This window comes from Mycobacterium sp. TKK-01-0059, from assembly GCF_000709305.1.
Taxonomy (GTDB): Bacteria; Actinomycetota; Actinomycetes; order Mycobacteriales; family Mycobacteriaceae; genus Mycobacterium; species Mycobacterium intracellulare.
Map to the genome: position 1 here is coordinate 511029 of NZ_KL446995.1, position 23506 is coordinate 534534.

Consider the following 23506-nt stretch of genomic DNA (forward strand, 5'->3'; position numbering starts at 1 on the left):
GCGCCACTCCTCAGCATCACTTCGTTCTGCATCGTCGCCGGCTTGACTCATCGGCGCCACTCCTCAGCATCACTTCGTTCTGCATCGTCGCCGGCGCGGCTCACAACGCACCACCGAATTCACCTGGAAGATGGACGGATTCGTGGAAGTCGTCCAGCCCGGCGAGGTCGTGGCCCATCTTGTCCCGCTTGGTCATCAGGTAACGGATGTTCTCGGCGTTGGCGCGCACCGGAAGCGGCACCCGCTCGATGATGTGCAGGCCGTACCCGTCCAGCCCGACGCGCTTGGCGGGGTTGTTGGTCAGCAGCCGCATCGAGCGCACGCCGAGGTCGACCAGGATCTGCGCGCCGATCCCGTAATCCCTTGCGTCGGCGGGTAATCCGAGCTTGAGGTTGGCGTCGACGGTGTCCTCGCCGGCGTCCTGCAGCTGATAGGCCTGCAGTTTGTGCATCAGGCCGATGCCGCGGCCCTCGTGGCCGCGCATGTAGAGCACGATGCCGCGTCCCTCGCGGGCGACCATCGCCATGGCGGCGTCCAGCTGCGGCCCGCAGTCGCAGCGGCGGGAACCGAAGACGTCACCGGTCAGGCACTCGGAGTGCACGCGCACCAGCACGTCGTCGCCGTCGAAGTCGGGCCCGGCGATCTCGCCGCGAACCAGCGCGACGTGTTCGACTTCCTCGTAGATGCTGGCGTAGCCGATGGCACGAAACTCGCCGTGCCGGGTGGGGATCCGGGCCTCGGCGATGCGCTCGATGTGCTTCTCGTGCTTGCGCCGCCACTCGATCAGGTCGGCGATGGTGATCATGGCGAGGTCGTGTTCGTCGGCGAACACCCGCAGCTCGTCGGTCTGCGCCATCGCGCCTTCGTCCTTCTGGCTGACGATCTCGCAGATGGCGCCCGCGGGCTGCAGGCCGGCCATCCGGGCCAGGTCGACCGCGGCCTCGGTGTGACCGGGCCGGCGCAGCACGCCACCGTCCTTGGCGCGCAACGGAACCACGTGACCGGGGCGGGTGAAATCGTCGGCGACGCTGATGGGATTGGCGAGCAGCCGCATCGTGGTGGCGCGGTCGGATGCCGAAATCCCGGTTCCCACACCATCTTTCGCGTCCACTGTGACGGTGTAGGCGGTGCCGTGCTTGTCCTGGTTCACGGCGTACATCGGCAACAGCCCCAGCCGGTCGCAGATCGCCCCGTCCAGCGGCACACACAGGTATCCCGAGGTGTAGCGCACCATGAACGCCACCATCTCCGGCGTCGCCTTCTCGGCGGCGAAGATCAGATCGCCCTCGTTCTCGCGGTCCTCGTCGTCAATGACGATGACGGCCTTGCCGGCCGCAATGTCGGCAACCGCCCTCTCGACGGAGTCCAACCTCGTCATCTCTGCTACCTCGCCGTCCCCGCTTTTCCGAGCGGGAACACTGTCAAAACGGCCCACACGAGAAGCCCACGTGTTGCATTCAGTATGAACCACGCCGGCGGCGCGGTTATTGCGACGGCTTGATCAGCGGGACATCAACCGCTCGACATATTTCGCGATCACGTCGACTTCGAGGTTCACCCGCGTCCCGATCGGGGCCTGGCCCAGGGTGGTCAGTTCGCGGGTGGTGGGAATCAACGAGACCTCGAACCAGTCGCGCGGGTCACTGCCGAGCCCGGACACCGTCAACGAGATCCCGTCGACGGTGATCGACCCCTTCTCCACGACGTAGCGGGCCACCTCCGCGGGGATCTCGATGCGCACGACCTCCCAGTGTTCGGACGGCGCGCGGGCCACGATCTGCCCCGTCCCGTCGACGTGGCCCTGCACGATGTGCCCGCCCAGCCGGCTGTTGACGGCCGCGGCGCGCTCCAGGTTCACCCGGCTGCCGACCCGCAACGCGCCGAGGTTGGACCGGTTCAGCGTTTCGCCCATCACGTCGGCGGTGAACAGCCCGCCGGGCAGCAGCTCGGCGACGGTCAGGCACACGCCGTTGACGGCGATCGAGTCGCCATGGCCCGCGTCGGCGGTCACGACGGCTCCGCGGATCGTCAGCCGCGCCGCGTCGGAAAGGACGTCGCGGTCCGTCACCTCCCCGAGTTCCTCGACAATTCCGGTAAACATCCCCTAAGGCTAATTGGCCCGCCCGCACGCGAATGAGCAGGGCAAACACCACCGCACGGGCGACACCGGGGCCCCGCGTTCACCAGTGCAGTCACCGGCACCCTCTACGATGCAGAGTATGCAGACCCGCCGCCGTCTATCGGCCGTCCTCGCATCCCTGACCCTCGCCACCGCCTTGATCGCCGGCTGCTCGTCGGGCTCAAAGCAGAGCGGCGCACCACTGCCCGACGGCACCACCTTGGTCAAGCAGTCGGCCGACGCCACCAAGAAGGTCCAGAGCGCGCACATCGCGCTGAGCATCCAGGGCAAGATCCCCGGGCTTCCCATCAAGACGCTCAACGGCGACCTCACCACGGCACCGGCCATCGCCGCGTCGGGCAACGCCACCATCACCTTGGGCGGCTCCGACATCGACGCCAACTTCGTGGTCGTCGACGGGACCCTGTACGCCACGCTGACCCCCAACAAGTGGAGCGATTTCGGCAAGGCGTCCGACATCTACGACGTGTCGGTGCTGCTGAACCCGGACAGCGGGCTGGGCAACGCGCTGGCGAACTTCAGCGACGCCAAGGCCGAGGGCCGCGAGACCATCGACGGGCAGAGCACCATCAAGGTCAGCGGCAACGTCTCGGCCGACGCGGTGAACAAGATCGTGCCGCAGTTCAACGCGACCCAGCGGGTCCCGAGCACGGTGTGGATCCAGGAGTCTGGTGACCACCAGCTGGTGCGCGCCAACCTGGAGAAGAGTTCGGGCAATTCCGCCGAGGTCACCCTGTCGAAGTGGGGCGAGCAGGTTCAGGTCACCAAGCCCCCGGTGAGCTCGTGACCACACAAACCGGGCGCCGCGTCGCGATCAGCGCCGGCAGCCTGGCGGTTCTGCTGGGCGCCCTGGACGCCTATGTCGTCGTGACGATCATGCGCGACATCATGTCCGACGTTCACATCCCCATCAATCAGCTGCAGCGCATCACGTGGATCATCACGATGTACCTGCTGGGCTACATCGCCGCCATGCCGCTGCTGGGCCGGGCGTCCGACCGGTTCGGCCGCAAGCTGGTGCTGCAGGTCAGCCTGGCGCTGTTCATGGTCGGCTCGGTGGTCACCGCGCTGGCCGGTCATTGGGGCGATTTCCACCTGCTGGTCGGCGGCCGCACGATCCAGGGTGTGGCCAGCGGCGCGCTGCTGCCGGTCACCCTTGCCCTGGGCGCCGACCTGTGGGCCCAGCGCAACCGCGCCGGCGTGCTCGGCGGCATCGGCGCCGCCCAAGAGCTCGGCAGCGTGCTGGGCCCGCTGTACGGGATCTTCATCGTCTTCCTGTTCCACGACTGGCGCTACGTGTTCTGGATCAACGTCCCGCTGACCCTCATCGCGATGGTGATGATCCAGTTCAGCCTGCCGTCGCACGAACGCACGGAAAACCCCGAGAAGGTCGACCTGGTCGGTGGCGTGCTGCTCGCGGTCGCGCTCGGGCTCGCCGTGATCGGACTGTACAACCCACAGCCCGACGGCAAACAGATCCTGCCCAGCTACGGGTTGCCGCTGGTGATCGGCGCGGCCGTGGTCGGGGTGCTGTTCCTGCTGTGGGAGCGGTTCTCCCGGACCCGGCTGATCGAACCGGCCGGCGTTCGCTTCCGGCCGTTCCTGGCCGCGCTGGGCGCCTCGTTGTTCGCGGGCGCGGCGCTGATGGTGACCCTGGTCGACGTCGAGCTGTTCGGCCAGGGAGTGCTGGGGCAAACCCAGACGCAGGCCGCCGGGCTGTTGCTGTGGTTTTTGATCGCGCTGCCCATCGGGGCGGTGCTGGGCGGGTGGATCGCCACCCGCGTCGGCGACCGGGCGGTGACCTTCGTCGGGCTGCTCATCGCGGCGTACGGGTACTGGCTGATCCATTACTGGCGCCAGGACGTGATGAGCCAGAAGCACAACATCCTGGGGATGCTCAACGTCCCGGTGCTGCACGCCGACCTGCTGGTGGCGGGCTTCGGCCTCGGACTGGTGATCGGGCCGCTGACGTCGGCCGCGCTGCGCGTCGTCCCGTCGGCCCAGCACGGCATCGCCTCGGCGGCCGTGGTGGTGGCCCGGATGACGGGCATGCTGATCGGCGTGGCCGCGCTCAGCGCGTGGGGCCTGTATCGGTTCAACCAGATCGTGGCGGGCCTGACGGCCGCGATCCCGCCCGACGCCACCCTGTTGGAGCGGATTGCCGCGCAGGGAACGATGTACCTCAAGGCGTTCGCCATGATGTACGGCGACATCTTCGCGGCCACCGTCGTGATCTGCATCGCGGGCGCGCTGCTGGGTCTGCTGATCGGCGGCCGCAATGAACACGCCGAGGAACCGGAAATCCCTGAGCCGCAAGAAGTTTCGCTGAGCGAGCGCTAGGCGCTGCGCGGCACCAGGCTGAGTACTACGTCGGGTCCCACCCGATCGATTCCGTCGAACTGCCAGCGCAACGCCCGCGCGATCGTCGACACACCGACGTCGTCGACCGCGGTGACCGGTCCCCCCAACAGGGTCGGCGCGACGTAGGCGAGAATTCGGTCCACCGCCCCGGCCCGCAGGAAGGCGCCCGCCAGGGTCGGGCCGCCCTCCAACAGCACGTCGGTGCGGTCCGAAACGGCCTTGAGCACCTCGGCGGGGTCGTGCGTCCGGATCAGCATGGTTCGCGAATCGTCGTTGAGAACCTTTGCCTCCGAAGGTATTTCGCGCATCCCCACGACGACCCGCAGCGGCTGACGCGCGGCCAGCGAGCCGTCGGGCAAGCGGGCCGTCAGCGCCGGGTCGTCGGCCAGCACCGTGCCCGTGCCCACCACGATCGCGTCGCACGCCCCGCGGCGGCGGTGCAGGTCCAGCCGTGAGGCCTCGCTGGAAATCCACTGGCTGGAGCCGTCGGCGGCCGCGCTGCGGCCATCGACGCTGCTGGCGTACTTCCACGTCAGATGCGGCAGCCCGGTCCGCTGCTTGTGCAGCCATTCGCGCAGCGGCCCGCGGGCGACCTCGTCGGCCAGCACTCCGGAGCGCACCGCGACGCCCGCCTCCTCGAGCCGGGCCGCGCCCCCGGCGGCCTGCGGGTTCGGGTCGGCGACCGCGTAGACCACCGCGGCCACCTTCGCGTCCAGCAGCGCGTTCACGCACGGCGGGGTCTTGCCGTAGTGGTTGCACGGCTCGAGCGTGACCACGACGGTCCCGCCCGCGGCCAGGTCGCCGGCGCGGCGCAGCGCAAGAATCTCGGCATGATCGCCGCCGGCCGGCTCCGTGCCGCCCACGCCGACCACCTCCCCGCCGGCGTCCAGGATGACCGCGCCCACCGGGGGGTTCGGATACGTCGTTCCCTTGACGAGAGTGGACTGCTCGATCGCCAAGCGCATCGCGGCGTCAAGGCCGTCACCCGGGGAAACGGTCATCGACGCCAATGCGGGGACGCGGCGGCGGCCTGACGGCGCAACGCGTCGATCGCCGTCTCCGGGTCGGCGGCGCCGTAGACGGCCGACCCGGCGACGAAGCAGTCGACGCCCGCCTCGGCGGCCTGCTCGATGGTGTCCCCGTTGATCCCGCCGTCGATTTCGACCAGGATCGTCAACTCCCCCGCCTCGATCAGTTTGCGGGCCGTGCGCACCTTGCTCAGGACCTCGGGAATGAAGCTCTGGCCGCCGAAGCCGGGCTCCACCGACATGATGAGCAGGGTGTCGAACTGCGGCAGGATCTCCAGGTACGGCTCGAGCGGCGTGCCCGGCTTCACGCTGATCCCCGCCTTGGCGCCGGCGGCGCGGATGTCGCGCGCGACCGCGATCGGATTCTGGGTGGCCTCGGCGTGGAAGGTGACGTTGTAGGCCCCCGCCTCGGCGTAGGGCGGCGCCCAGCGGTCCGGGTCCTCGATCATCAGATGGCAGTCCATCGGGATGTCGGTGGCCGCCAGCAGGCTCTCCACCACCGGCAGCCCGAGGGTCAGGTTCGGCACGAAGTGGTTGTCCATCACGTCGACGTGCAGCCAGTCGGCGCCGGTCACGGCGGCGGCCTCGTCGGCGAGCCGGGAAAAATCAGCGGAAAGGATCGACGGTGCGATCAGGGGCCCCTTCGATGATTCCGTGTTGCCAGCCATGAGCGCCAGACTACTGAGCCGCGCGGGCCGGTTCACATCTGGCGGCGCTACCCCGCTTCGCGGCGCAGCGCGGCCGCGGCCGGGTTCTTCGTGTCGCGCCCGGCGCTACCCCGCTTCGCGGCGCAGCGCGGACGCGAACATCGCGTCGGTGCCGTGCCGGTGCGGCCACAGCTGTACGTAAGGCCCGTCGCCCAGGTGGTCGACGGGCTCGAACAACGACCGGGTGTCCAGCGCGCTCACCGGATGGCGGCGCAGCGCGTCGGCGACCACCCCGACGGTTTCGGCCAGGTGCGGCGAGCAGGTGGCATAGAGCACCACACCCCCGGGACGGGTCAGCGCGATCGCGGCGCCCAGCAACTCGCGTTGCAGCTTGGCCAGCGCCGGCACGTCGGCCGGTTGACGGCGCCACCGGGCCTCGGGCCGGCGGCGCAGCGCGCCCAGCCCGGTGCAGGGCGCGTCGACGAGCACCCGGTCGAACGCCGGCTCGAGGTCGGTGTGCCGGCCGTCGACCCGCAGCACGTCGACCGGCAGGCCGCGGGTGTTCTCGGTCACCAGGTCGGCGCGGCGCGGTGCCGGCTCCACCGCGGTGACGCGGGCCCCGGATCCCGCGCCCAGCGACGCCAGCAGCGCCGTTTTGCCGCCCGGCCCGGCGCACAGGTCGAGCCAGCGGCCGCCGTCGCCCTCGACCGGCGCCAGGGTCAGCGCGCGCGCCACCAACTGGCTGCCCTCGTCCTGGACCAGCGCCGCACCGTCGCGCACCGGCGCCAGCCGCCCGGGATCGCCGCCCGGCAGGTACACCGCGTACGGCGAATAACGCCCGACGGTGCCGCCCACCGCGTCCGCCAGCTCGGCGGCGGTCAGCGTGCCGGCGCGGGCGGCCAGATGCACCTGGGGCCGTTCGTCGTCGCTGGCGAGCACCGCGTCGAGTTCGCCCGCGGCCGCGCCCAGCGCGTCGGCGAAGGCCTGGGCGATCCATCGCGGATGGGCGTGCACGAACGCGGCGTGCCCGATCGGGTCCCGCGCCGGGTCCGGCGCCAGCTCCGCGACCCAGGATTGTTCGTCGCGCCCGGAGATGGTGCGCAGCACCCCGTTGACGAAACCGGCTCGGGCCGAGTCGAATTCGATGCCCGCCTGTTCGACGGTGGTGGACACCGCGGCGTGCGCGTCGACCCGGGTGCGCAGCAACTGATACGCGCCCAGGCGCAGCAGGTCGAGCAGGACGGGGTCGATGGCTTGCGGGGCGCGCCCGGCGGCGGCGCCGATGACCGCGTCGAGCAGGCCGCGGCTGCGGCAGGCGCCGTACGTCAGTTCGGTGGCGAATGCGGCGTCGCGGCCGGTGATTCCGCGCTCGCGCAGCAGCGCGGGCAGCGCCAGGTTCGCGTACGCATCGCGCTCGCTGACCGCCCGGAGCACCTCGAACGCCGCGGCCCGGGCCGGGTCCAGCGGCCGGCGGGCGGGCCGCCGATCCCGCTGCGCAGGCCGGCGCTGCGGCCGGGCCGGCTGGCGGTCCGGCCGGTTGCGCTGGCGCCCGTCACGGCCGGCGCTCATGTCGCCCGCACCGCGGGGTCGAGCCGGGCGCCGCGCGCCCAGTCGACCGCGTTCATGAATTTCTTTCCGGGCGGCTGGATTCGACCCAGGCGAACCGGATCCGAACCGGTGCCGACCCAGACGCCTTTGCGGTCGACGTGAATCGCGCCCGGCGGCAACGGTTCTGGCGAACCGGACGCGACGGCAGCGTCGACCGGCCCAAGTTTGACGCGCAGGTCGCCGATCACGGTCCACGCGCCGGGGTTGGGCGTGACGGCGCGAATGCGGCGTTCCACCACGAGCGCCGGCAGATCCCAGCGCACCCGGGCCTGCTCCACGGTGATCTTGGGGGCGACGCTGACCCCCTCGGCCGGCTGCGGCCGCGGCGTCAACGTCGAGTCGGCGATGCCGTCCAACGTGGTCGACAACAGCGCCGCGCCCGAAATAGCCAGTCGCTCAAGCAATTCCCCGGCGGTATCGGTCGGGCGGATCGTCTCGGTCACCACCCCGTAGATCGGGCCCGAGTCCAGGCTCGGCTCGATCTGGAACGTCGAGGCCCCCGTGATGGTGTCCCCCGCCGCGATGGCCGCCTGGACCGGCGCGGCGCCGCGCCAGGCGGGCAGCAGCGAGAAGTGCAGGTTGATCCAGCCCCGCGGGGGCACCGCCAGCAGGTCGTCGCGCAGCAGCGCGCCGTAGGCCACGACCGCGCAGCAGTCCGGCGCCAGCCGCGACAGCTCCGCGACGAATTCCGCCGAGTTGGGCCGCGACGGCCGCAGCACCGGAATGCCCCGGTCGAGCGCCTCACGGGCCACCGGCGACGGCTCCGGCTTGCCGCGTCGCCCGGCGGCGGCGTCGGGCCGGGTCAGCACCGCGATCACGTCGTGGCGTGGCGAGTCGATGAGGCGGCGCAATGCGGGCAGCGCGGGCTCGGGAGTACCGGCGAAGACAAGGCGCACCGGCCCAGTCTAGAAAGCGCCGGAGGCCGGCCGGACCCACCCGAGAAGTCCGGATTTGCGCGCGTACACTATTGCTTAGGGCTACTGTTTCTAGTAGTCATAATCTGGGTGGCGTGAAATCGCGCCGCGTGTCGACATCGACGTCGAAGACAACCTTTCCGTTCCCCCAAGGAGGTCTGATGACCGTCGACTCCACCATCAGCGACGCCCGAGTCGCCGCCACACATCGCACGGTTTGGGCGCTGGGCGACTACGCCCTGATGGCCGAGGAAGTGATGGCCCCGCTGGGCCCCGCCCTCGTCGAGGCCACCGGCATCGGCCCCGGCGTCCGAGTCCTCGACGTCGCCGCCGGTTCGGGCAACATCTCGCTGCCGGCCGCCGCCGCCGGCGCGGCCGTCGTCTCCACCGACCTCACCCCCGAGCTGCTCCTGCGCTCGCGGGACCGGGCCGCGGCGCAGGGCCTGACGGTCGACTACCGGGAGGCCAACGCGCACGCGCTGCCGTTCGGCGACGACGAATTCGACGTCGTCATGTCGGCGATCGGCGTGCAGTTCGCGCCCGACCAGCAACGCGCCGCCGCCGAGCTCGTCCGGGTCTGCCGGCCCGGCGGCACGATCGGCGTGATCAGCTGGACCCCGGAGGGCTTCTTCGGGCGGATGCTGGCCACCATCCGGCCCTATCGCCCGAGCCTGTCGCACCCCGTGCCACCGGCGGCGCTGTGGGGACGGCCCGGCTACGTCACCGCGCTGCTGGGCGACCGCGTCGGCGAAATCACCACGGCGCGTGGGACGTTGGCGGTGGACCGGTTCGCCAGCGCGGAGGACGTGCACGCCTACTTCAAGCGGCACTACGGCCCGACGATCGAGGCCTACGCGAACATCGGCCACAACCGGGTGCTGGCCGCCGAGCTCGACGCCCAACTCGTCGAACTCGCGCAGCAATACCTCGTCGACGGCACCATGGGATGGGAGTACCTGCTGGTCACCGCCGCCAAGCGGACCGACTAGGCCGGCTACAGGCCGATATCGGCGTCCAGGTGCACGTCGGGCTCGCCACCGGCCGCGGTGAACGCGGTCAGCGCCCGCACCAGCCCGTGGCGCTCGGGCGGCGGCATCTTCGCGACGATGGCCGCGATCTCGGTGCGCCGGTGCGCGGTGACCTGGTGGACGACGTCGCGTCCGCGCGTGGTCAGAGCGGCGAGCAGCTCACGGCGCGAGGTCGGGTGCGGCAGGCGGTCGATCAGTCCGGCGGCGACCAGCCGGTCCACCATCCGGCCGGTGGCCGACGGCTGCACGCCCAACAGACCCGCCAGGGTGGCCAGATTGACCGGGCCACGGTTGGACAGGATCACCAGCGTCCGGAACTGCGCGATGGTGATGGTCTCGTCGACCTGCCCGACCGAACGGGCCGAGATCGCCATCAGCAAACGGGAGGCCGTCAGCAAAGCGTCGGTGATGACATCCAACGACTCGTCAACGGTCGCGTTGTCCGCTGTCATATCGCCCCTCCCCGGATGGTTTCCGGCCTCTCGGCGGCTAAGGAATAGAAAGTGTAGCAACCTTCGAATGTCGTAAACAGGAAATATTGCATGCACATACTGTCGCCCAGGGTAACGGTTTGTGACCGCTAGCCGATGTGGAGCGGATCGATCTGGACCCGGGCGGGCTCATGGGTTTGCCGGGCGCTGAGCACACCGACGCCGCGGCGCAGCGCGGCCGCCAGCGCCAGACCCTGCCGGCGGGGCACGCGCACCAGCATTCTCGTCACCGCCACACCCGTCGGGGTCCCCGCGGGGCGGCGCACGCCGGCCGGCAGGTCCACCGGCCCGAGCAGGTCGGCTTCCAGCTCGGCGAGCCGGACCTCGTCGAGCAGCGCGGTCACCGCGTCGGGCGTTCCGTCGATGGCCGCCATGTGCACGCTCGGCGGCAGGCCCACGTCGGCGCGGGCGGTCAGTTCCGCTTCGGCGTGCCCCACCGGATCCCAGCGGATCAGCGATTGCACTGTGGGAAGCGATGATTCGGCGATCACCAGCACCACGCCCCCGTCGCCGCGGGGGCGCACCAGCGCGGCGGCGCTCATCCAGCGCCACAACGCGTCCTCGGCGGCGCGCAGATCCTGCCGGCCCAGCAGCGCCCACGTGTCCAACAGCAGCGCCGCCCCGTAGCCACCGGACGCGTGCGGCTCAGCCCCCGGGGTGGCGACCACCAGGGCCGGTCCGGGCGCGACCTCGGGCACGACGCCGTCGCCCGACGAGGTGATCACCGCCGTGCCCGGAAACGCGCGGCCGAGCTCTTCGGCGGTGCGGCGGGCCCCGACGACCACGGCGCGCACCGCGTCCGAACCGCAGCGCGCGCACCGGCGCGTCGGGTCGATCCGCCCGCACCAGCGGCAGAGCAGCGCGGCGCCCCCCTCCTGCAGCGACAGCGGGCCCGTGCAGTGCCGGCACCGGGCTACGGTGCGGCAGCGCGCACACGCCAGCGACGGGACGTACCCGCGCCGCGGCACCTGCACCAGCACCGGCGCCCCGGCCTGCAACGCCGAGCGGGCCGCGCGCAGCGCGATCGAGGGAATGCGCGCCGTGCGGGCCGCCGGGTCGCGCTCGTCGGCGTAGCCGGTGTCGTCGAGCGCGCTCACCCGCGGGGTGCGGGCGCGCACCACGGGCCGCGCCGCGACGATGTCGTGCGCCCATCCGCTGCGCACCAGCGCGTGGGCCTCCGCGGTGCGCGCGTAGCCGCCGATCAGGGCCGCGCACCGGGCCTGGTGCGCGCGCAGCATCGCCACCTCGCGGGCGTGCGGATACGGGGCCCGCGGCTCGGCGAGGCTGTCATCGGCGTCGGCCCACACCATGACCAGACCCAGATCGCTCAGCGGCGCGAACACCGCGCTGCGGGTGCCGATCACCAGCCGCGCGGTGCCCCGCAGCGCCGCCAGCCAGCGGCGATACCGGGCCGCGGGGCCCAGGCCGGCCGACAGGGCGACCACGCTGCCCTCGTCGATCCGTGTCGTCGCGGCCCGCCACAGGGCGTCCAGGTCGCGCTGGTCGGGAACGATCGCCAGCGCCGACCGGCCGGCCCGCACCGTTTGGGCGGCGGCCTCGGTGAATCGGTCGGTCCACGGCTCGCCCGGCAGCGCCTGCCAGACCGCGCGGGCGGCCCGCGACTCGGCCAGGGCGGCCAGGAATTGAGCGCCCCGCCCGTAGCCGTCCCAGCCCGCGGGGTCGACGGGGTCCGGGATCACCGGGCCCGGCGGGTCCCGGCTCACGGCGGGCTCCCGCTCCACCCTGGCGTGGCGGGCCGGCACGGCCAGCCGCAAGACGTCGGGGCGGGTGCCCGCGTAGCGCGCGGCCACCGCGTCGACCAGCCGGCGGATCTCGGGGGTGAGCACCGGTTCGGCCGACACGACGCGGTCCAGCCAGCCCAGCTTGCCCGGGTGGTCGGTGTCGGCGCGGCGCTCCAGCACGAACCCGTCGACCAGCCGGCCATGGAAACGCACCCGGACCCGCACCCCGGGCTGGGCATCGTCGGACTGCTCGGCCGACACCAGATAGTCGAACTCGCGGTCCAGGTGCGGCACGGACAGCATCGGCAGCACGCGGGCGATGGGTTCCACTTCGACCGGCGTGCGCGCGCTGGGGCTCACGGCGTCCTCGGGCCGCGAATCATGGTGTATCCAATGCCTTTACCGTCCGGCCCGCAGCGTACCGGCGACCACCGACAGATCAGCCTTCGGCGGGCGCCGCGGCGTCCCCGCCGTCCTGGCCGGGAAGCTCGCGGCCGAAGAAGAATCCCGCCGTGATCAGGATCTGGGCCGCCGCGTACGACCACCAGATCGGCACGGCGAGCGCCTCGTTGCCCAGGATGAAGCGGCTGATCGCGATCATCGAATCCGAGGCCGCGAAACACACCGCCCCCACCGCCGTCCAGATCGTCGGCAGTTTCGCCAGCAGCGCCGTGCACACCATCGCGGTCAGCACCACGATGTAGACCGTCACCGGCAACGTCAGCTTGTCCGGGCCCAGGTGCGGCCAGAACCACACCAGCAGCGCGATCGACACCAAGCACATCAGGACCACCGCGGCGATCCGGAGCGCCGCGGGCCGCTCGGCTTGCGACGACCACGACAGCGGGGGAACCAGCGGCAGCAGGGCGCCGATGAAACACATGTGCGCCAACAGGAATGCCGCCAGGCCGATCTCGAAGGACAGCGTCCACCACGGGATCGCGAGCACCCAGTCGCCGAGGGCCGACAACAGCAGGGCCGGCATCAGCCACCGCCGCTCCCGTACGCATCCGTGCCCGGCGGCGGCGAGCATCAGCAGGATCGCCATCGAGGCCTTGAACGCCGGCTGCAGCACCCAGTGCCCGGTCAGCTCCATTCCGGGCGGCGAGCGCAGCGCCAGCACGGTCAGGTAGATGCCGTAGCCGAGGGCCACCCAGCCGGCCACCACCCAGGCGCCGGCCACCAGACGAGGTGCGTACGGTACGTCCATGCCCAGCTTGGATAACACAGCCGAAGAGAAACCCGCGATCGACCCCATCCTGCAGAAGGTACTGGACGCGGTTCCCTTCCGGCTATCCACCGAGGACGGCATCGACGCGGCGCGCCAGCGGTTCCGCGACCTCCCGCGCAGGCCGCTGCATCCCGAGCTGCGGGTCGAGGACCGCACGATTGCCGGCCCCGCCGGGCCGGTCGCGATCCGGATCTATTGGCCGCCAAGCCATTCCGACGGTCAAACCGGGGCGCCCGTCGTGTTGTTCTTCCATGGCGGCGGCTTCGTGATCGGCGACCTCGACACCCACGACGGCACGGCGCGCCAGCATGCCGTCGGCGCCGACGCGATCGTGGTGTCGGTCGACTACCGGCTCGCGCCCGAGCACCCCTACCCCGGCGCGGTCGAAGACGCGTGGGCGGCAACGCTTTGGGTCGCCGGGCACGCCGCCGACCTGCACGGCGACCCGGGACGGATGGCCGTCGCCGGGGATTCGGCCGGCGGCACGATCGCCGCCGCGGTCGCGCAGCGGACACGCGATCACGGCGGACCGGCCCTGAAATTCCAGCTGTTGTGGTACCCGTCGACCATGTGGGACGCCACGCTGCCGTCCTTCGCCGAGAACGCCACCGCGCCGATCCTCGACATCAAGGCCGTCGCCGAGTTCTCCCGTTGGTACGCGGGCGAAGTCGACCTGTCCGACCCGCCGTCGGACATGGCGCCGGGGCGCGCGAAGAACCTGAGCAACCTCGCGCCGGCCTACATCGGCGTCGCCGGCTATGACCCGCTGCGCGACGACGGCATCCGGTACGGCGAGCTGCTGGCGGCCGCCGGGGTCGCCGTCCAGGTGCACAACGCCGAGACACTGGTGCACGGTTACCTGGGCTACGCCGGTGTGGTGCCCGCGGCCACCGCGGCGCTCGAGCGCGGCCTGGCGGCGCTGCGAACCGCCCTGCGGGGCTGAGCCCGGGGCGTACGGTGAGTTCATGACGGAGCGCACCTTCGCCCGGATGGACGGGGAAACCCCCGATTACCACACGCTGATCATCGGGGCCGGATTCTCCGGCATCGGCGCCGCCATCAACCTCGACAAGGCGGGGCTGCCCGATTACCTGGTGCTCGAGGCCGGCGACGGGGTCGGCGGCACCTGGCACTGGAACACCTATCCCGGTATCGCGGTGGACATTCCGTCGTTCTCCTACCAGTTCTCCTTCGAGCAGAGCCGGCACTGGTCGCGCACCTACGCGCCGGGCCGCGAGCTCAAGGCCTACGCCGAACACTGCGCCGACAAGTACGGCATCCGCTCGCGGATCCGGTTCAACACCAAGGTGCAGGCGGCCGACTTCGACGACGAGCGCGGGTTGTGGCGGGTGCAGACCGACCCCGGCGGCGAAGTCACTGCGAGGTTTTTGATCAGCGCCTGCGGCGTGCTGACGGTGCCGAACCTGCCCGACATCGACGGCGTGGACTCGTTCGCCGGCATCACCATGCACACCGCGCGGTGGGATCACGGCCAGGATTTGCGCGGCAAGCGCGTCGCGGTGATCGGCACCGGCGCGTCGGCCGTGCAGGTGATCCCCGAGATCGCGCCAATTGTCTCGTCGCTCACCGTGTTTCAGCGCACCCCGATCTGGTGTTTCCCGAAGCTGGACGTCCCGCTGCCCGCGCCGGCGCGCTGGGCGATGCGCATCCCGGGCGGCAAGGCGCTGCAGCGGCTGCTCAGCCAGGCGTACGTGGAACTGACCTTCCCGATCTCGGCGCACTACTTCACGGTGATCCCGCTGGCCAAGAGGATGGCCGAGTTGGGACGCGCCTATCTGCGGCGGCAGGTCCGCGACCCGGCGGTGCGCGAGCAGCTCACCCCGCGCTACGCCGTCGGCTGCAAGCGCCCCGGCTTCCACAACGGCTACCTGGCCACGTTCAACCGCGACAACGTGCGCCTGGTCACCGAACCGATCGACAAGATCACGCCCGACGCGGTGGCGACCACCGACGGCGAAACCCACGAGATCGACGTGCTCATCCTGGCGACCGGCTTCAAGGTGATGGACCCCGACAGCGTCCCCACCTTCGCGGTCACGGGCAGCGGCGGTCGCTCGTTGAGCCGATTCTGGGACGAGCACCGCCTGCAGGCCTACGAGGGCGTCACCGTTCCCGGCTTCCCCAACCTGTTCACGGTGTTCGGCCCGTACGGTTACGTCGGCTCTTCGTATTTCGCGCTCATCGAGGCGCAGACCCATCACATCGTGCGGTGCCTCAAGCGGGCGGAGCGCCTGGGCGCGACCCGCGTCGAGGTGAGCGAGGAAGCCAACGACCGCTACTTCGCCGAGATGATGCGCCGGCGGCACCGGCAGATCTTCTGGCAGGACAGTTGCAGATTGGCCAACAGCTATTACTTCGACAAGAACGGCGACGTGCCGCTGCGGCCGGGCACCACCCCGGAGGTGTACTGGCGCAGCCGGCGATTCGATCTGGACGACTACCGCTTCACCGGCTGAGTCACAGGCAACCGAGAATCGCGTCCGCGAGGTAGTCGACCTGCTCAACCGAGGCGGAGGTCGGATGGAAGAGCAAGCGGTCGAAGCCGAGGTCCCGATATCGGCGGACGGTGTCGCGGGCGTCGGCTGCCGAACAGACCATGTCGGCGACGTTCACCTGGGCATACCCCGGCGCGAATGCGTAATACCGCGCCATGTGGTCCCTTCCGGCCGCTACGGTCTCGGCCGGACCCAGCGCGAAATTCACCGATGCCTGGAGGTACGGGAGCGCGGGGCGGCCCGCGTCCTGCCAGCCGCTGCGGATGCGCGCCGCCACGTCGGCCTGTTCGTCATAGTGGCGCACCGCCCCGGCCGCCCACCCGTCGCCGGTGGTGACGACCCGGCGCACGGTGGCCGCGGACCGCCCGCCGAACAGCAGCGGAATCCGCACGGGCGCAGCACATAACGCGGTGCCATCGGCGACAGGTTCGCCGGCCCAGAGGCTGCGCAGCCGCTCGACCTGCGCATCGAGGGCCCGGCCCCGCCGGTGAAAGTCGGCGCCGGTGCCGGCATATTCGTCGCTCCGGTTGCCCACACCCAGTCCGACGGTTAGCCGACCGCCCGAGACCCGCGCCAGGCTGACGAGTTGCTTGGCCAGCGGGATGACCGGATACATCGGGGCCAGTAGGACATTGGTCACCAGGGTCAGTTCGCTGGTGGCGCCGGCCGCGGTGGCCAGCGCGATCAACGAGTCGACACCCGAAGAGAACAGCCGATCGATCGTCGCGACGGATTCGAAGCCGAGCTCTTCGCCGCGACGTGACCACTGCGCGACGGCGGGTCCGGGAACGTCGGCGATGTGGTTTGGCAGGCCGATTCCCAGTTTCACCGCGCTTCCTCCGCCGCCGGGATGGTGTTGCCGGCCTGTTGCATTGGGCGCCTCCGATGCCGAAAGTGTGTGGCTCCATGGTGGGCGGCACCGCACCTTTTAGCCAGCAGAACCGCGTCGGGCGTCAAAAACAGACCATCCATCGCGAATTCTTGTAGATTTTTCCCACGATGGAGGCGCTGGACGGTCATATTCTGCACGCGCTGCAGCTGTCACCGCGCGCGCCCTTCCGGCGTATCGCCGAGGTCGTCGGCGCCGGTGAACAGACCGTCGCGCGTCGCTATCGCGCGCTGCGCCGCGACGGAGTACTCCGCGCCGTCGGCGTGGTCAACCCGCGGGTATACGGCGAGTGCCAGTGGATAGTCCGGGTGCGCGCCAAGCCCGACGACCTACTCCGGCTCGCCGAGGCGCTGGTCCGCCGACCCGATGTCACCCACGCCAACGTGTTATCGGGCGGCACCGAACTGGTGTGCGTTGTCCGCGCTCCCCTGGACGACACCGAGGCCGGGCTGCTGCACCGCCTGCCCCGCACGTCAACGGTCCTCGACATGCGGGTCGACTTGGTAATCAACGTTTTTGGCGCACCGATGCACGCGCACTGGACCGGACATGGACACGCCCTGGACGGGCACCAGGTCGCCGCGCTGCGGCCAGCGCACTGCGCACACCCGGATCGGCCCGCCGGACCGACGCCGGAGGATCAGCCGCTGCTGGATGCGCTGGCCGAGGACGGCCGCATTTCCGACAGCGCCCTGGCCGGGCTCACCGGGTGGTCACCGGCCCGCGTCAAACGCCGGATGGTCGCCCTGCAGGGCAGCGGCACCCTCTCCTTCGACCTCGACGTGCTGCCGGAGCGGCTCGGATTCATGCTGCACGCCATAATCTGGATATCGGTTGTGCCGCAACACCTCACGTTGGTGGCCGAGCAGATCGTGCGGCACGACGAGGTCGCGTCGGTCGCCACGGTCAGTGGCCCCGCCAACCTGATGGTCGTGGTGATCTGCCGCGACCCCGAACACTTCTACCGCTACCTTGCTGAGCGCCTGGCCAGCGTCGACCACATCCAGGCGTACGACGTCAGCGTCCGCAGCAAGCGGCTCAAGCAAGTCGGCTCGCTGATCGCACACGGCAGGTTGGTCCGCGCCGCACGCTAGGCTCGGCGCATGGCGAAGGAATTCGGAAGCATCGACGAATCGCTGCGCGACTTCATCCGCGAACAGGCCGTGTTCTTCGTCGCCACCGCGCCCTCCGAGGGAGGACGAATCAACCTGTCGCCCAAGGGATATTGCGACACGTTCGCGGTGCTCGACGAGCGCACCGTGGCCTACCTGGACCTGTTCGGCAGCGGCGTGGAGACCATCGCCCATCTGCGCGACAACGGCCGGATCACGGTCATGTTCTGCTCGTTCACCCGCAACTCGCGGATCCTGCGGCTGTTCGGCACCGGGCGGGTGATCCGGCCCGACGACGCCGAATTCGCCGATCTCATCACGCATTTCGGTGACCGGCATGCGGGGATTCGCGCCATCATCGTGGTCGATGTGGAGCGGATCGCCGACGCGTGCGGATTCGCGGTGCCCTACTACGAGCTGGTCGACGAGCGACCGGTCCTCGACGCGTATCACCACAAGGCGCCCGACGAGGCCTACACCCGGCTGATCAACCGCAACCGGCGCAGCATCGACGGGCTGCCCGCGCTCGATTCCGACCACCCGGGTCCACCGCGGTGACCCGTCGAACGTGACACTGTGGTCACGCTCGGCGCCGAACGTGACTGCGACGTCACATTCGAGGCGGCGGCCACTCTAGATGGCGCGCTTGAGGTCGTCGACCTTGTTCAGCTGCTCCCAGGGCAGTTCGACGTCGGTGCGGCCGAAGTGCCCGTAGGCGGCGGTCTGCGCGTAGATCGGGCGCAGCAGGTCCAGGTCGCGGATGATCGCGCCGGGACGCAGGTCGAACACCTCCGGGACGATCTTCTCGATCTTGACCGGGTCGACGGTCGCGGTCCCGAAGGTCTCGATGAACAGCCCGACCGGCGCCGCCTTGCCGATGGCGTAGGCCACCTGCACCTCGACCCGCTCCGCGAGCCCGGCGGCGACGATGTTCTTGGCCACCCAGCGCATCGCGTACGCCGCCGAGCGGTCCACCTTGGACGGGTCCTTGCCGGAGAACGCCCCGCCGCCGTGCCGCGCCCAGCCGCCGTAGGTGTCGACGATGATCTTGCGGCCGGTCAGCCCGGCGTCGCCCATCGGGCCGCCGACGACGAACTTGCCGGTCGGGTTGACCAGCAGCCGCGTCGAGGAGGTGTCCAGCGTGTCGTGCGCCAGGTCGTTGAGCACGGTGTTGAGCACCTTTTCCCGGATGTCGGGGGTCAGGGTGTTCTCCAGGTCGATGTCGGCCGCGTGCTGGGTGGAGATGACCACGGTGTCCAGCCGGACCGGGACGTCGTCCTCGAATTCGATGGTGACCTGCGTCTTGCCGTCGGGGCGCAGGTAGGGCAGCACGCCGTTCTTGCGGACCTCGGTCAGCCGGCGCGACAGGCGGTGGGCCAGCGCGATGGGCAGCGGCATCCGCTCGGGGGTGTCGTTGATCGCGTAGCCGAACATCAGGCCCTGGTCGCCGGCGCCCTGCGCGTCCAGCGGGTCGGCGGCGCCCTCGACGCGGGTCTCGTGGGCGGTGTCGACGCCCTGGGCGATGTCGGGCGACTGCGCGCCGATGCCGATGTTGACCCCGCAGGACGCCCCGTCGAAGCCCTTGTCCGACGAGTCGTAGCCGATGTCGAGGATGCGCTCGCGGACCGTGTTGGTGATGTCGGCGAAGGCCTCCTTGGCCGTCGTCGTCACCTCGCCGACCACGTGCACCTGCCCGGTGGTCACCAGGGTCTCGACCGCGACACGTGAGCGGGGGTCCTGCGCCAGCAGGGCGTCGAGGACCGAGTCGCTGATCGCGTCACAGATCTTGTCGGGATGTCCCTCAGTCACCGACTCACTGGTAAACAGGCGACCCTTTTCGCTCATGCCAATCCTTCCAAATAGTTAGTCAACCGAATTATATCGGCCCGCATCAGCCCGGCCGGCACCCCGTCCCGGTGCCGGGAAGAACTCGACCGCTTTACCCGCTGTCCCCGTGCAGGAACGCGGCGATCGCATCCACGATACGACTGGCCATCAATGTCTTGGAGCCGTGCTGCAGTGCGGACTCGGTGCCGTCGGAGGCCAGCAGCCAGCCGTCGTTGCTGTCCACCTCGAACGCGCGGCCCTCGCCGACGGCGTTGACCACCAGCAGATCGCAGCCCTTGCGCTGCAGCTTGGCCCGGGCGTGAAACAGCACGTCGCCGCTGGCGTCGCCGGTCTCGGCGGCAAAGCCGACGATGGCCCGCATGTTGGGCAACTGCCCGTGGGCGCGGGCCCGCACCGCCCCGGCGAGGACGTCGTCGTTGCGCACCAGCTCGATCGTCGGGGGCGCCGTCTCATTCGAGGCGCTCTTTTTGATCTTGGCGGCGGCAACGTGCGCGGGCCGGAAGTCGGCGACCGCGGCGGCCATCACCAGCACGTCGGCCTCCGGGGCGCGTTTGGACACCGCGTCGCCCAGCTGGGCCGCGGAGCTGACGTGGACGACCTCGACACCGGCGGGATCGATCAGCCCGGCGGTGTGCCCGGCGATCAGGGTGACCTCGGCGCCGCGCTGGGCCGCCACCCGCGCCACGGCATAGCCCTGCTTGCCGGAGCTGCGGTTGCCGATGAAGCGCACGGGGTCGACCGGTTCGCGGGTGCCGCCGGCGGTGACCAGCATCTTGCAGCCGGCGAGGTCGTAGGGCAGCGCGTCGTGGCGTTCCAGCAGCAGGTGGGCCAGGGTGGTGATCTCCTCGGCTTCGGGCAGCCGGCCCGACCCGCTGTCCGTCCCGGTGAGGCGCCCGGCGGCGGGCTCGAGCACCACCGCGCCCCGCCGGCGCAACGTGGCCACGTTGTCGACGGTGGCCGGGTGCAACCACATCTCGGTGTGCATGGCCGGCGCGAACAGCACCGGGCATCGGGCGGTGAGCAGCGTGGCGGTCAGCAGATCGTCGGCGCGGCCGTGCACCGCGCGCGCCAGCAGATCCGCCGTCGCCGGCGCCACCACGACCAGGTCGGCCTGCTTGCCGAGCTGGACGTGCGGGACCTCGGGAACGTCGTTGAAGACGCCGGTGTGCACCGGCTGGCCGGAGAGCGCCTCAAAGGTGGCCGCGCCGACGAAACGCAGCGCGGACTCGGTCGGGATGACCCGGACGGAATGGCCGGCCTCGGACAGCTGGCGGACGACGGTGCACGCCTTGTAGGCGGCGATGCCGCCGGAGACACCGACTACGACTCGTTTGGGGATCCGCGTGCGGTCCACAGCGCGCCCGGCCCGGCCCTGTTACTCGCCCTCGGTGTGCTCGAGCAGGTCGCCGTGGATCTCGCGGAGCGCGATCGAGAGCGGCTTCTCCTGCAGCCCCGGCTCGACCAGCGGCCCCACGTACTCGAGGATGCCCTCGCCGAGCTGGTTGTAGTAATCGTTGATCTGGCGGGCCCGCTTGGCCGCATAGATGACCAGGGCGTACTTGCTCGAGACCCGGTCCAGCAGCTCGTCGATGGGCGGGTTGGTGATGCCCAGCGGGGTGTCGTAGGCGCCCGGCGCCCCGGCGGACAGGTCGAACCTGTCGGGGACGGCGGCCAGCGCGGCGTCGGACTGCGGAATAGTCACTGAGGTCAATCTCCTCTACGTTCGAAGGCGGGCCAGAGCCCAAAACGGCTGATCGCCGGCGAAAAGTTCGGTGCTCAATCTTGATTGGATGTGGTCTGGCTTTCGGTCTGGCCAGCCGGGTCGTGCCGGTCCGGGGCAGTTCCCACCAGCAAGGATACCAATTCGGCGCACGCAGACTCCAATCGACGGTTGACGACCACCCGGTCGAAGTCGTCACGGGCCGCCATTTCGATGCGGGCCGTCTCGAGGCGCCGCCGCATGACCTCCGGGGTCTCGGTGCCGCGGCCGACGAGCCTGGCCTCCAAGTCCTCCCAGCTGGGCGGCGCCAAAAACACCGTCAGGGCGTCGGGCATCGCCGTCTTCACGGCCCTGGCCCCGGCCAGGTCCACCTCGATCAGGACCGGGAATCCGCGGGCGGTGGCGTCGCGAACCGGTTCGGCCAGGGTGCCCGAGCGGTGCAGGCCCGCGTGAATTTCGGCCCACTCCAGCAGGGCGCCCTCGTCGATGAGCTGCTGGAAGCGGGCGGGGCTGACGAAGTGGTAGTCGACGCCGTCGACCTCGCCGGGCCGGGGCGCCCGCGTGGTGGCCGAGACGCTGAAATGCAGGTCCGGGACCCGCTCGCGCAGGCATCGGACCACGGTCGACTTGCCGACCGCGGAGGGACCGGACAGCACGACCACACGCCCCGCACGCGATGGTTCGGGACGTGCCCCGTGCTGGATGTCCGGTCCCCCGCCGCCGTTCATCGGCGCTCCCGGGCGGGTGCGCCCACGGCTCGGGTCGGTTTGCCCGCCTTCTCCTCAGGCCGTTCGGCCTGCATTGTCGGCGGCCGGGTTAGGAGCCGAACTTTTCCAGCAGGGCCTTGCGCTGACGGTCGCCGAGGCCGCGCAGGCGGCGGGTGGGGGCGATCTCCAGCTCAGTCATGATTTCCTGCGCCTTGACCTTGCCCACCTTGGGCAATGCCTCGAGAAGCGCCGAAACCTTCATCTTGCCCAGGACTTCGTCGGTCTCGGCGTCCTTGAGCACCTGGGTGAGGTTGGTGCCGCCACGCTTCAGCCGGTCCTTGAGCTCTGCTCGTGCACGACGTGCGGCAGCCGCCTTCTCCAACGCGGCCGCGCGCTGCTCGTCGGTCAACTGGGGAAGGGCCACGATTCCTCCGTATCTGATCAATCAATTTCAATCGATCTCATTTTGTCTCGCCGGTTCTTCTGCCAGCGGAGACGACCGTACTCAGGCCTCCTGACGAAATCTAACCCGCCCCCCTGCTTAACGGGGCAAACTCCCAGCATGCAACGGCGCGTGTCCCCCCAAAGCGGCCCGCCGGGCGACGTCGACGGCGCCCGCCGCGATGCCGTGCCGAGGGGCCCGGCGCGGCTCGTTTTGGGCCGCCGCCAAGCCATCTACCAGCAACTTTATCCGCAGGGCCCGTCGTGGGGTGCGACGACGGGGTCGCCCGGAAACGCGCCGGCGCGCACCCGCGCGGGGCGGTGCGAGGGATCACGCATTCGTCGCGGCGTGTCGCGCGTGTCGCGTTCGGCCGGTCAAAGGGCAGGCCAGCGCCGCCGCCCCGCGGCCGCGCGGGCCGCGAGGGGTCCCGCGGGGTCGTGTGTGCCGCCCGGGCCCCACGGCGGCGGGCGTGTCGCTTCCGCGGATTCGCGTCGGCGGGGGACGTGTCACCGCAGGAACGGGAGCGTGGCCTGAGGGCGTTCCGTACCCGCGGGAAGGCGGCGGCCCCGGCCGCGTATCAGCTAATCCGCGGTCGTGGATCGGATACCATCGGGGCGTGTCCAACCTGCGAATTCGCCAGGCGGCTGAGCTGCTCGGCGTCAGTGATGACACTGTGCGGCGCTGGATCAACCAGGGGGCGTTGGAGGTCAGTCACGACGCGGCCGGCCGCAAAGTGATCGCCAGCGAGGACCTCGCCCGCTTCTCCCGCAGCAACGCGCCCGCGCCGCCGGCCGACCCGCTCAGCATCGGCAGCTCGGCCCGCAACCGCTTCGTCGGGCTGGTCACCGCAGTGGTCAGCGACAAGGTGATGACCCAGGTGGAGATGCAGTGCGGCCCGTTCACCGTCGTCTCGCTGATGAGCACCGAGGCCGCCGAGGAGTTGCAGCTGCGGCCCGGCAGCGTCGCGGTGGCCGTCGTCAAGGCCACCACCGTCATCGTTGAAACGGCCCAGCCCAGCACGGCGCTGGCGTCGGACTAGCGGCGATCGCAAGCGCGGCGTAGCCGGGCGCAGCGGGTCGCCG

General features: G+C 70.6%; 23 protein-coding genes. 8 read left to right on the forward strand and 15 right to left on the reverse strand.

What is annotated here, in order from left to right; all coding sequences use genetic code 11:
• Positions 1-100: 100 nt before the first annotated feature.
• Positions 101-1378 (reverse strand): bifunctional 3,4-dihydroxy-2-butanone-4-phosphate synthase/GTP cyclohydrolase II, encoded by a 1278-nt coding sequence (locus tag K883_RS24205; RefSeq protein WP_020822962.1) that lies wholly within the window; start codon positions 1376-1378, stop codon positions 101-103.
• Between the two features lie 123 nt (positions 1379-1501).
• A complete protein-coding gene (locus K883_RS24210) occupies positions 1502-2101 on the reverse strand; it encodes a riboflavin synthase (RefSeq protein ID WP_020822963.1) in 600 nt (199 codons plus the stop codon).
• A 118-nt stretch (positions 2102-2219) separates the two neighbouring features.
• Here K883_RS24210 and K883_RS24215 point away from each other — a divergent pair, with 118 nt between their 5' ends.
• Together K883_RS24215 and K883_RS24220 are read left to right on the forward strand one after the other, a co-directional pair.
• Positions 2220-2927 carry an LppX_LprAFG lipoprotein gene (locus K883_RS24215; protein ID WP_020822964.1) on the forward strand — a complete coding sequence of 236 codons (708 nt, stop codon included), beginning with the start codon at positions 2220-2222 and terminating at the stop codon, positions 2925-2927.
• Positions 2924-4480, forward strand: coding sequence for an MFS transporter (locus K883_RS24220; protein WP_020822965.1), 1557 nt, complete (start codon positions 2924-2926; stop codon positions 4478-4480). The genes K883_RS24215 and K883_RS24220 overlap by 4 nt, the downstream gene beginning before the upstream one ends.
• On the opposite strand, the gene ribD is transcribed toward K883_RS24220, so the two are convergent.
• From ribD to fmt, 4 genes are all read right to left on the reverse strand, one after another.
• Positions 4477-5502 (reverse strand): bifunctional diaminohydroxyphosphoribosylaminopyrimidine deaminase/5-amino-6-(5-phosphoribosylamino)uracil reductase RibD, encoded by a 1026-nt coding sequence (gene ribD / locus K883_RS24225; protein ID WP_036456054.1) that lies wholly within the window; start codon positions 5500-5502, stop codon positions 4477-4479. The two genes, K883_RS24220 and ribD, sit on opposite strands and share 4 nt — an antisense overlap.
• Positions 5499-6206 (reverse strand): ribulose-phosphate 3-epimerase, encoded by a 708-nt coding sequence (gene rpe / locus K883_RS24230; protein ID WP_087139886.1) that lies wholly within the window; start codon positions 6204-6206, stop codon positions 5499-5501. Before rpe ends, ribD begins: the two co-directional genes overlap by 4 nt.
• A 96-nt stretch (positions 6207-6302) precedes the next feature.
• The gene (locus K883_RS24235; protein ID WP_036456057.1) at positions 6303-7745 is read right to left on the reverse strand and encodes an RsmB/NOP family class I SAM-dependent RNA methyltransferase; all 1443 of its coding nucleotides are present in this window, start codon (positions 7743-7745) and stop codon (positions 6303-6305) included.
• Positions 7742-8680, reverse strand: a complete 939-nt coding sequence (gene fmt / locus K883_RS24240; RefSeq protein WP_036456059.1) for a methionyl-tRNA formyltransferase — start codon at positions 8678-8680, stop codon at positions 7742-7744. Before fmt ends, K883_RS24235 begins: the two co-directional genes overlap by 4 nt.
• A gap of 179 nt (positions 8681-8859) precedes the next feature.
• On the opposite strand from fmt, the gene K883_RS24245 reads away from it, so the two are divergent.
• Positions 8860-9687 (forward strand): class I SAM-dependent methyltransferase, encoded by an 828-nt coding sequence (locus tag K883_RS24245; protein WP_020822967.1) that lies wholly within the window; start codon positions 8860-8862, stop codon positions 9685-9687.
• A 5-nt stretch (positions 9688-9692) separates the two neighbouring features.
• Here the strand turns inward: K883_RS24245 and K883_RS24250 are convergent, their stop codons facing one another.
• From K883_RS24250 to K883_RS24260, 3 genes are all read right to left on the reverse strand, one after another.
• Positions 9693-10178: a MarR family winged helix-turn-helix transcriptional regulator gene (locus K883_RS24250; RefSeq protein WP_008258186.1), complete on the reverse strand. Its 486-nt coding sequence runs from the start codon at positions 10176-10178 to the stop codon at positions 9693-9695.
• Between the two features lie 128 nt (positions 10179-10306).
• Positions 10307-12319: a primosomal protein N' gene (locus K883_RS24255; RefSeq protein WP_179945129.1), complete on the reverse strand. Its 2013-nt coding sequence runs from the start codon at positions 12317-12319 to the stop codon at positions 10307-10309.
• Positions 12320-12398: 79 nt separating this feature from the next.
• Complete coding sequence (locus K883_RS24260; protein WP_036456061.1) at positions 12399-13169, reverse strand: lysoplasmalogenase; 771 nt, start codon at positions 13167-13169, stop codon at positions 12399-12401.
• Between K883_RS24260 and K883_RS24265 the strand changes: the two genes are divergently transcribed.
• A complete protein-coding gene (locus tag K883_RS24265) occupies positions 13168-14133 on the forward strand; it encodes an alpha/beta hydrolase (protein WP_036456063.1) in 966 nt (321 codons plus the stop codon). The two genes, K883_RS24260 and K883_RS24265, sit on opposite strands and share 2 nt — an antisense overlap.
• A gap of 46 nt (positions 14134-14179) precedes the next feature.
• On the forward strand, positions 14180-15667 hold the full coding sequence (locus K883_RS24270) for a flavin-containing monooxygenase (protein ID WP_036456191.1): 1488 nt from the start codon (positions 14180-14182) through the stop codon (positions 15665-15667).
• A gap of 1 nt (position 15668) precedes the next feature.
• Here K883_RS24270 and K883_RS24275 read toward each other — a convergent pair whose 3' ends face one another.
• Entirely contained in the window at positions 15669-16535 is an 867-nt protein-coding gene (locus K883_RS24275) for an LLM class flavin-dependent oxidoreductase (protein WP_036456065.1), read from the reverse strand.
• A gap of 170 nt (positions 16536-16705) precedes the next feature.
• Between K883_RS24275 and K883_RS24280 the strand changes: the two genes are divergently transcribed.
• Positions 16706-17689, forward strand: a complete 984-nt coding sequence (locus K883_RS24280) for an Lrp/AsnC family transcriptional regulator (protein WP_036456066.1) — start codon at positions 16706-16708, stop codon at positions 17687-17689.
• A 9-nt stretch (positions 17690-17698) separates the two neighbouring features.
• On the forward strand, positions 17699-18265 hold the full coding sequence (locus tag K883_RS24285) for a pyridoxamine 5'-phosphate oxidase family protein (RefSeq protein ID WP_036456069.1): 567 nt from the start codon (positions 17699-17701) through the stop codon (positions 18263-18265).
• Positions 18266-18340: 75 nt separating this feature from the next.
• On the opposite strand, the gene metK is transcribed toward K883_RS24285, so the two are convergent.
• From metK to mihF, 5 genes are all read right to left on the reverse strand, one after another.
• Entirely contained in the window at positions 18341-19552 is a 1212-nt protein-coding gene (metK, locus tag K883_RS24290; protein ID WP_008258192.1) for a methionine adenosyltransferase, read from the reverse strand.
• Positions 19553-19646: 94 nt separating this feature from the next.
• Entirely contained in the window at positions 19647-20909 is a 1263-nt protein-coding gene (coaBC, locus tag K883_RS24295) for a bifunctional phosphopantothenoylcysteine decarboxylase/phosphopantothenate--cysteine ligase CoaBC (RefSeq protein WP_008258194.1), read from the reverse strand.
• A 21-nt stretch (positions 20910-20930) separates the two neighbouring features.
• A complete protein-coding gene (rpoZ, locus tag K883_RS24300; RefSeq protein WP_008258195.1) occupies positions 20931-21257 on the reverse strand; it encodes a DNA-directed RNA polymerase subunit omega in 327 nt (108 codons plus the stop codon).
• Positions 21258-21331: 74 nt separating this feature from the next.
• Entirely contained in the window at positions 21332-22003 is a 672-nt protein-coding gene (gene gmk, locus K883_RS24305; protein ID WP_086426995.1) for a guanylate kinase, read from the reverse strand.
• Positions 22004-22091: 88 nt separating this feature from the next.
• Positions 22092-22406, reverse strand: a complete 315-nt coding sequence (gene mihF, locus K883_RS24310) for an integration host factor, actinobacterial type (RefSeq protein ID WP_007171927.1) — start codon at positions 22404-22406, stop codon at positions 22092-22094.
• Between the two features lie 634 nt (positions 22407-23040).
• Here mihF and K883_RS24315 point away from each other — a divergent pair.
• On the forward strand, positions 23041-23463 hold the full coding sequence (locus K883_RS24315; protein ID WP_008258197.1) for a TOBE domain-containing protein: 423 nt from the start codon (positions 23041-23043) through the stop codon (positions 23461-23463).
• Positions 23464-23506 lie beyond the last annotated feature (43 nt).

Excerpts from the sequence above, each read along its gene's own strand:
- K883_RS24205 (WP_020822962.1), bottom strand. The coding sequence starts at position 1,378 with ATGACGAGGTTGGACTCCGTCGAGAGGGCGGTTGCCGACATTGCGGCC.
- K883_RS24210 (WP_020822963.1), bottom strand. The coding sequence starts at position 2,101 with ATGTTTACCGGAATTGTCGAGGAACTCGGGGAGGTGACGGACCGCGAC.
- K883_RS24215 (WP_020822964.1), top strand. The coding sequence starts at position 2,220 with ATGCAGACCCGCCGCCGTCTATCGGCCGTCCTCGCATCCCTGACCCTC.
- ribD (WP_036456054.1), bottom strand. The coding sequence starts at position 5,502 with ATGACCGTTTCCCCGGGTGACGGCCTTGACGCCGCGATGCGCTTGGCG.
- K883_RS24235 (WP_036456057.1), bottom strand. The coding sequence starts at position 7,745 with ATGAGCGCCGGCCGTGACGGGCGCCAGCGCAACCGGCCGGACCGCCAG.
- K883_RS24245 (WP_020822967.1), top strand. The coding sequence starts at position 8,860 with ATGACCGTCGACTCCACCATCAGCGACGCCCGAGTCGCCGCCACACAT.
- K883_RS24250 (WP_008258186.1), bottom strand. The coding sequence starts at position 10,178 with ATGACAGCGGACAACGCGACCGTTGACGAGTCGTTGGATGTCATCACC.
- K883_RS24265 (WP_036456063.1), top strand. The coding sequence starts at position 13,168 with ATGCCCAGCTTGGATAACACAGCCGAAGAGAAACCCGCGATCGACCCC.
- K883_RS24260 (WP_036456061.1), bottom strand. The coding sequence starts at position 13,169 with ATGGACGTACCGTACGCACCTCGTCTGGTGGCCGGCGCCTGGGTGGTG.
- K883_RS24270 (WP_036456191.1), top strand. The coding sequence starts at position 14,180 with ATGGACGGGGAAACCCCCGATTACCACACGCTGATCATCGGGGCCGGA.
- K883_RS24280 (WP_036456066.1), top strand. The coding sequence starts at position 16,706 with ATGGAGGCGCTGGACGGTCATATTCTGCACGCGCTGCAGCTGTCACCG.
- K883_RS24285 (WP_036456069.1), top strand. The coding sequence starts at position 17,699 with ATGGCGAAGGAATTCGGAAGCATCGACGAATCGCTGCGCGACTTCATC.
- metK (WP_008258192.1), bottom strand. The coding sequence starts at position 19,552 with ATGAGCGAAAAGGGTCGCCTGTTTACCAGTGAGTCGGTGACTGAGGGA.
- gmk (WP_086426995.1), bottom strand. The coding sequence starts at position 22,003 with ATGAACGGCGGCGGGGGACCGGACATCCAGCACGGGGCACGTCCCGAA.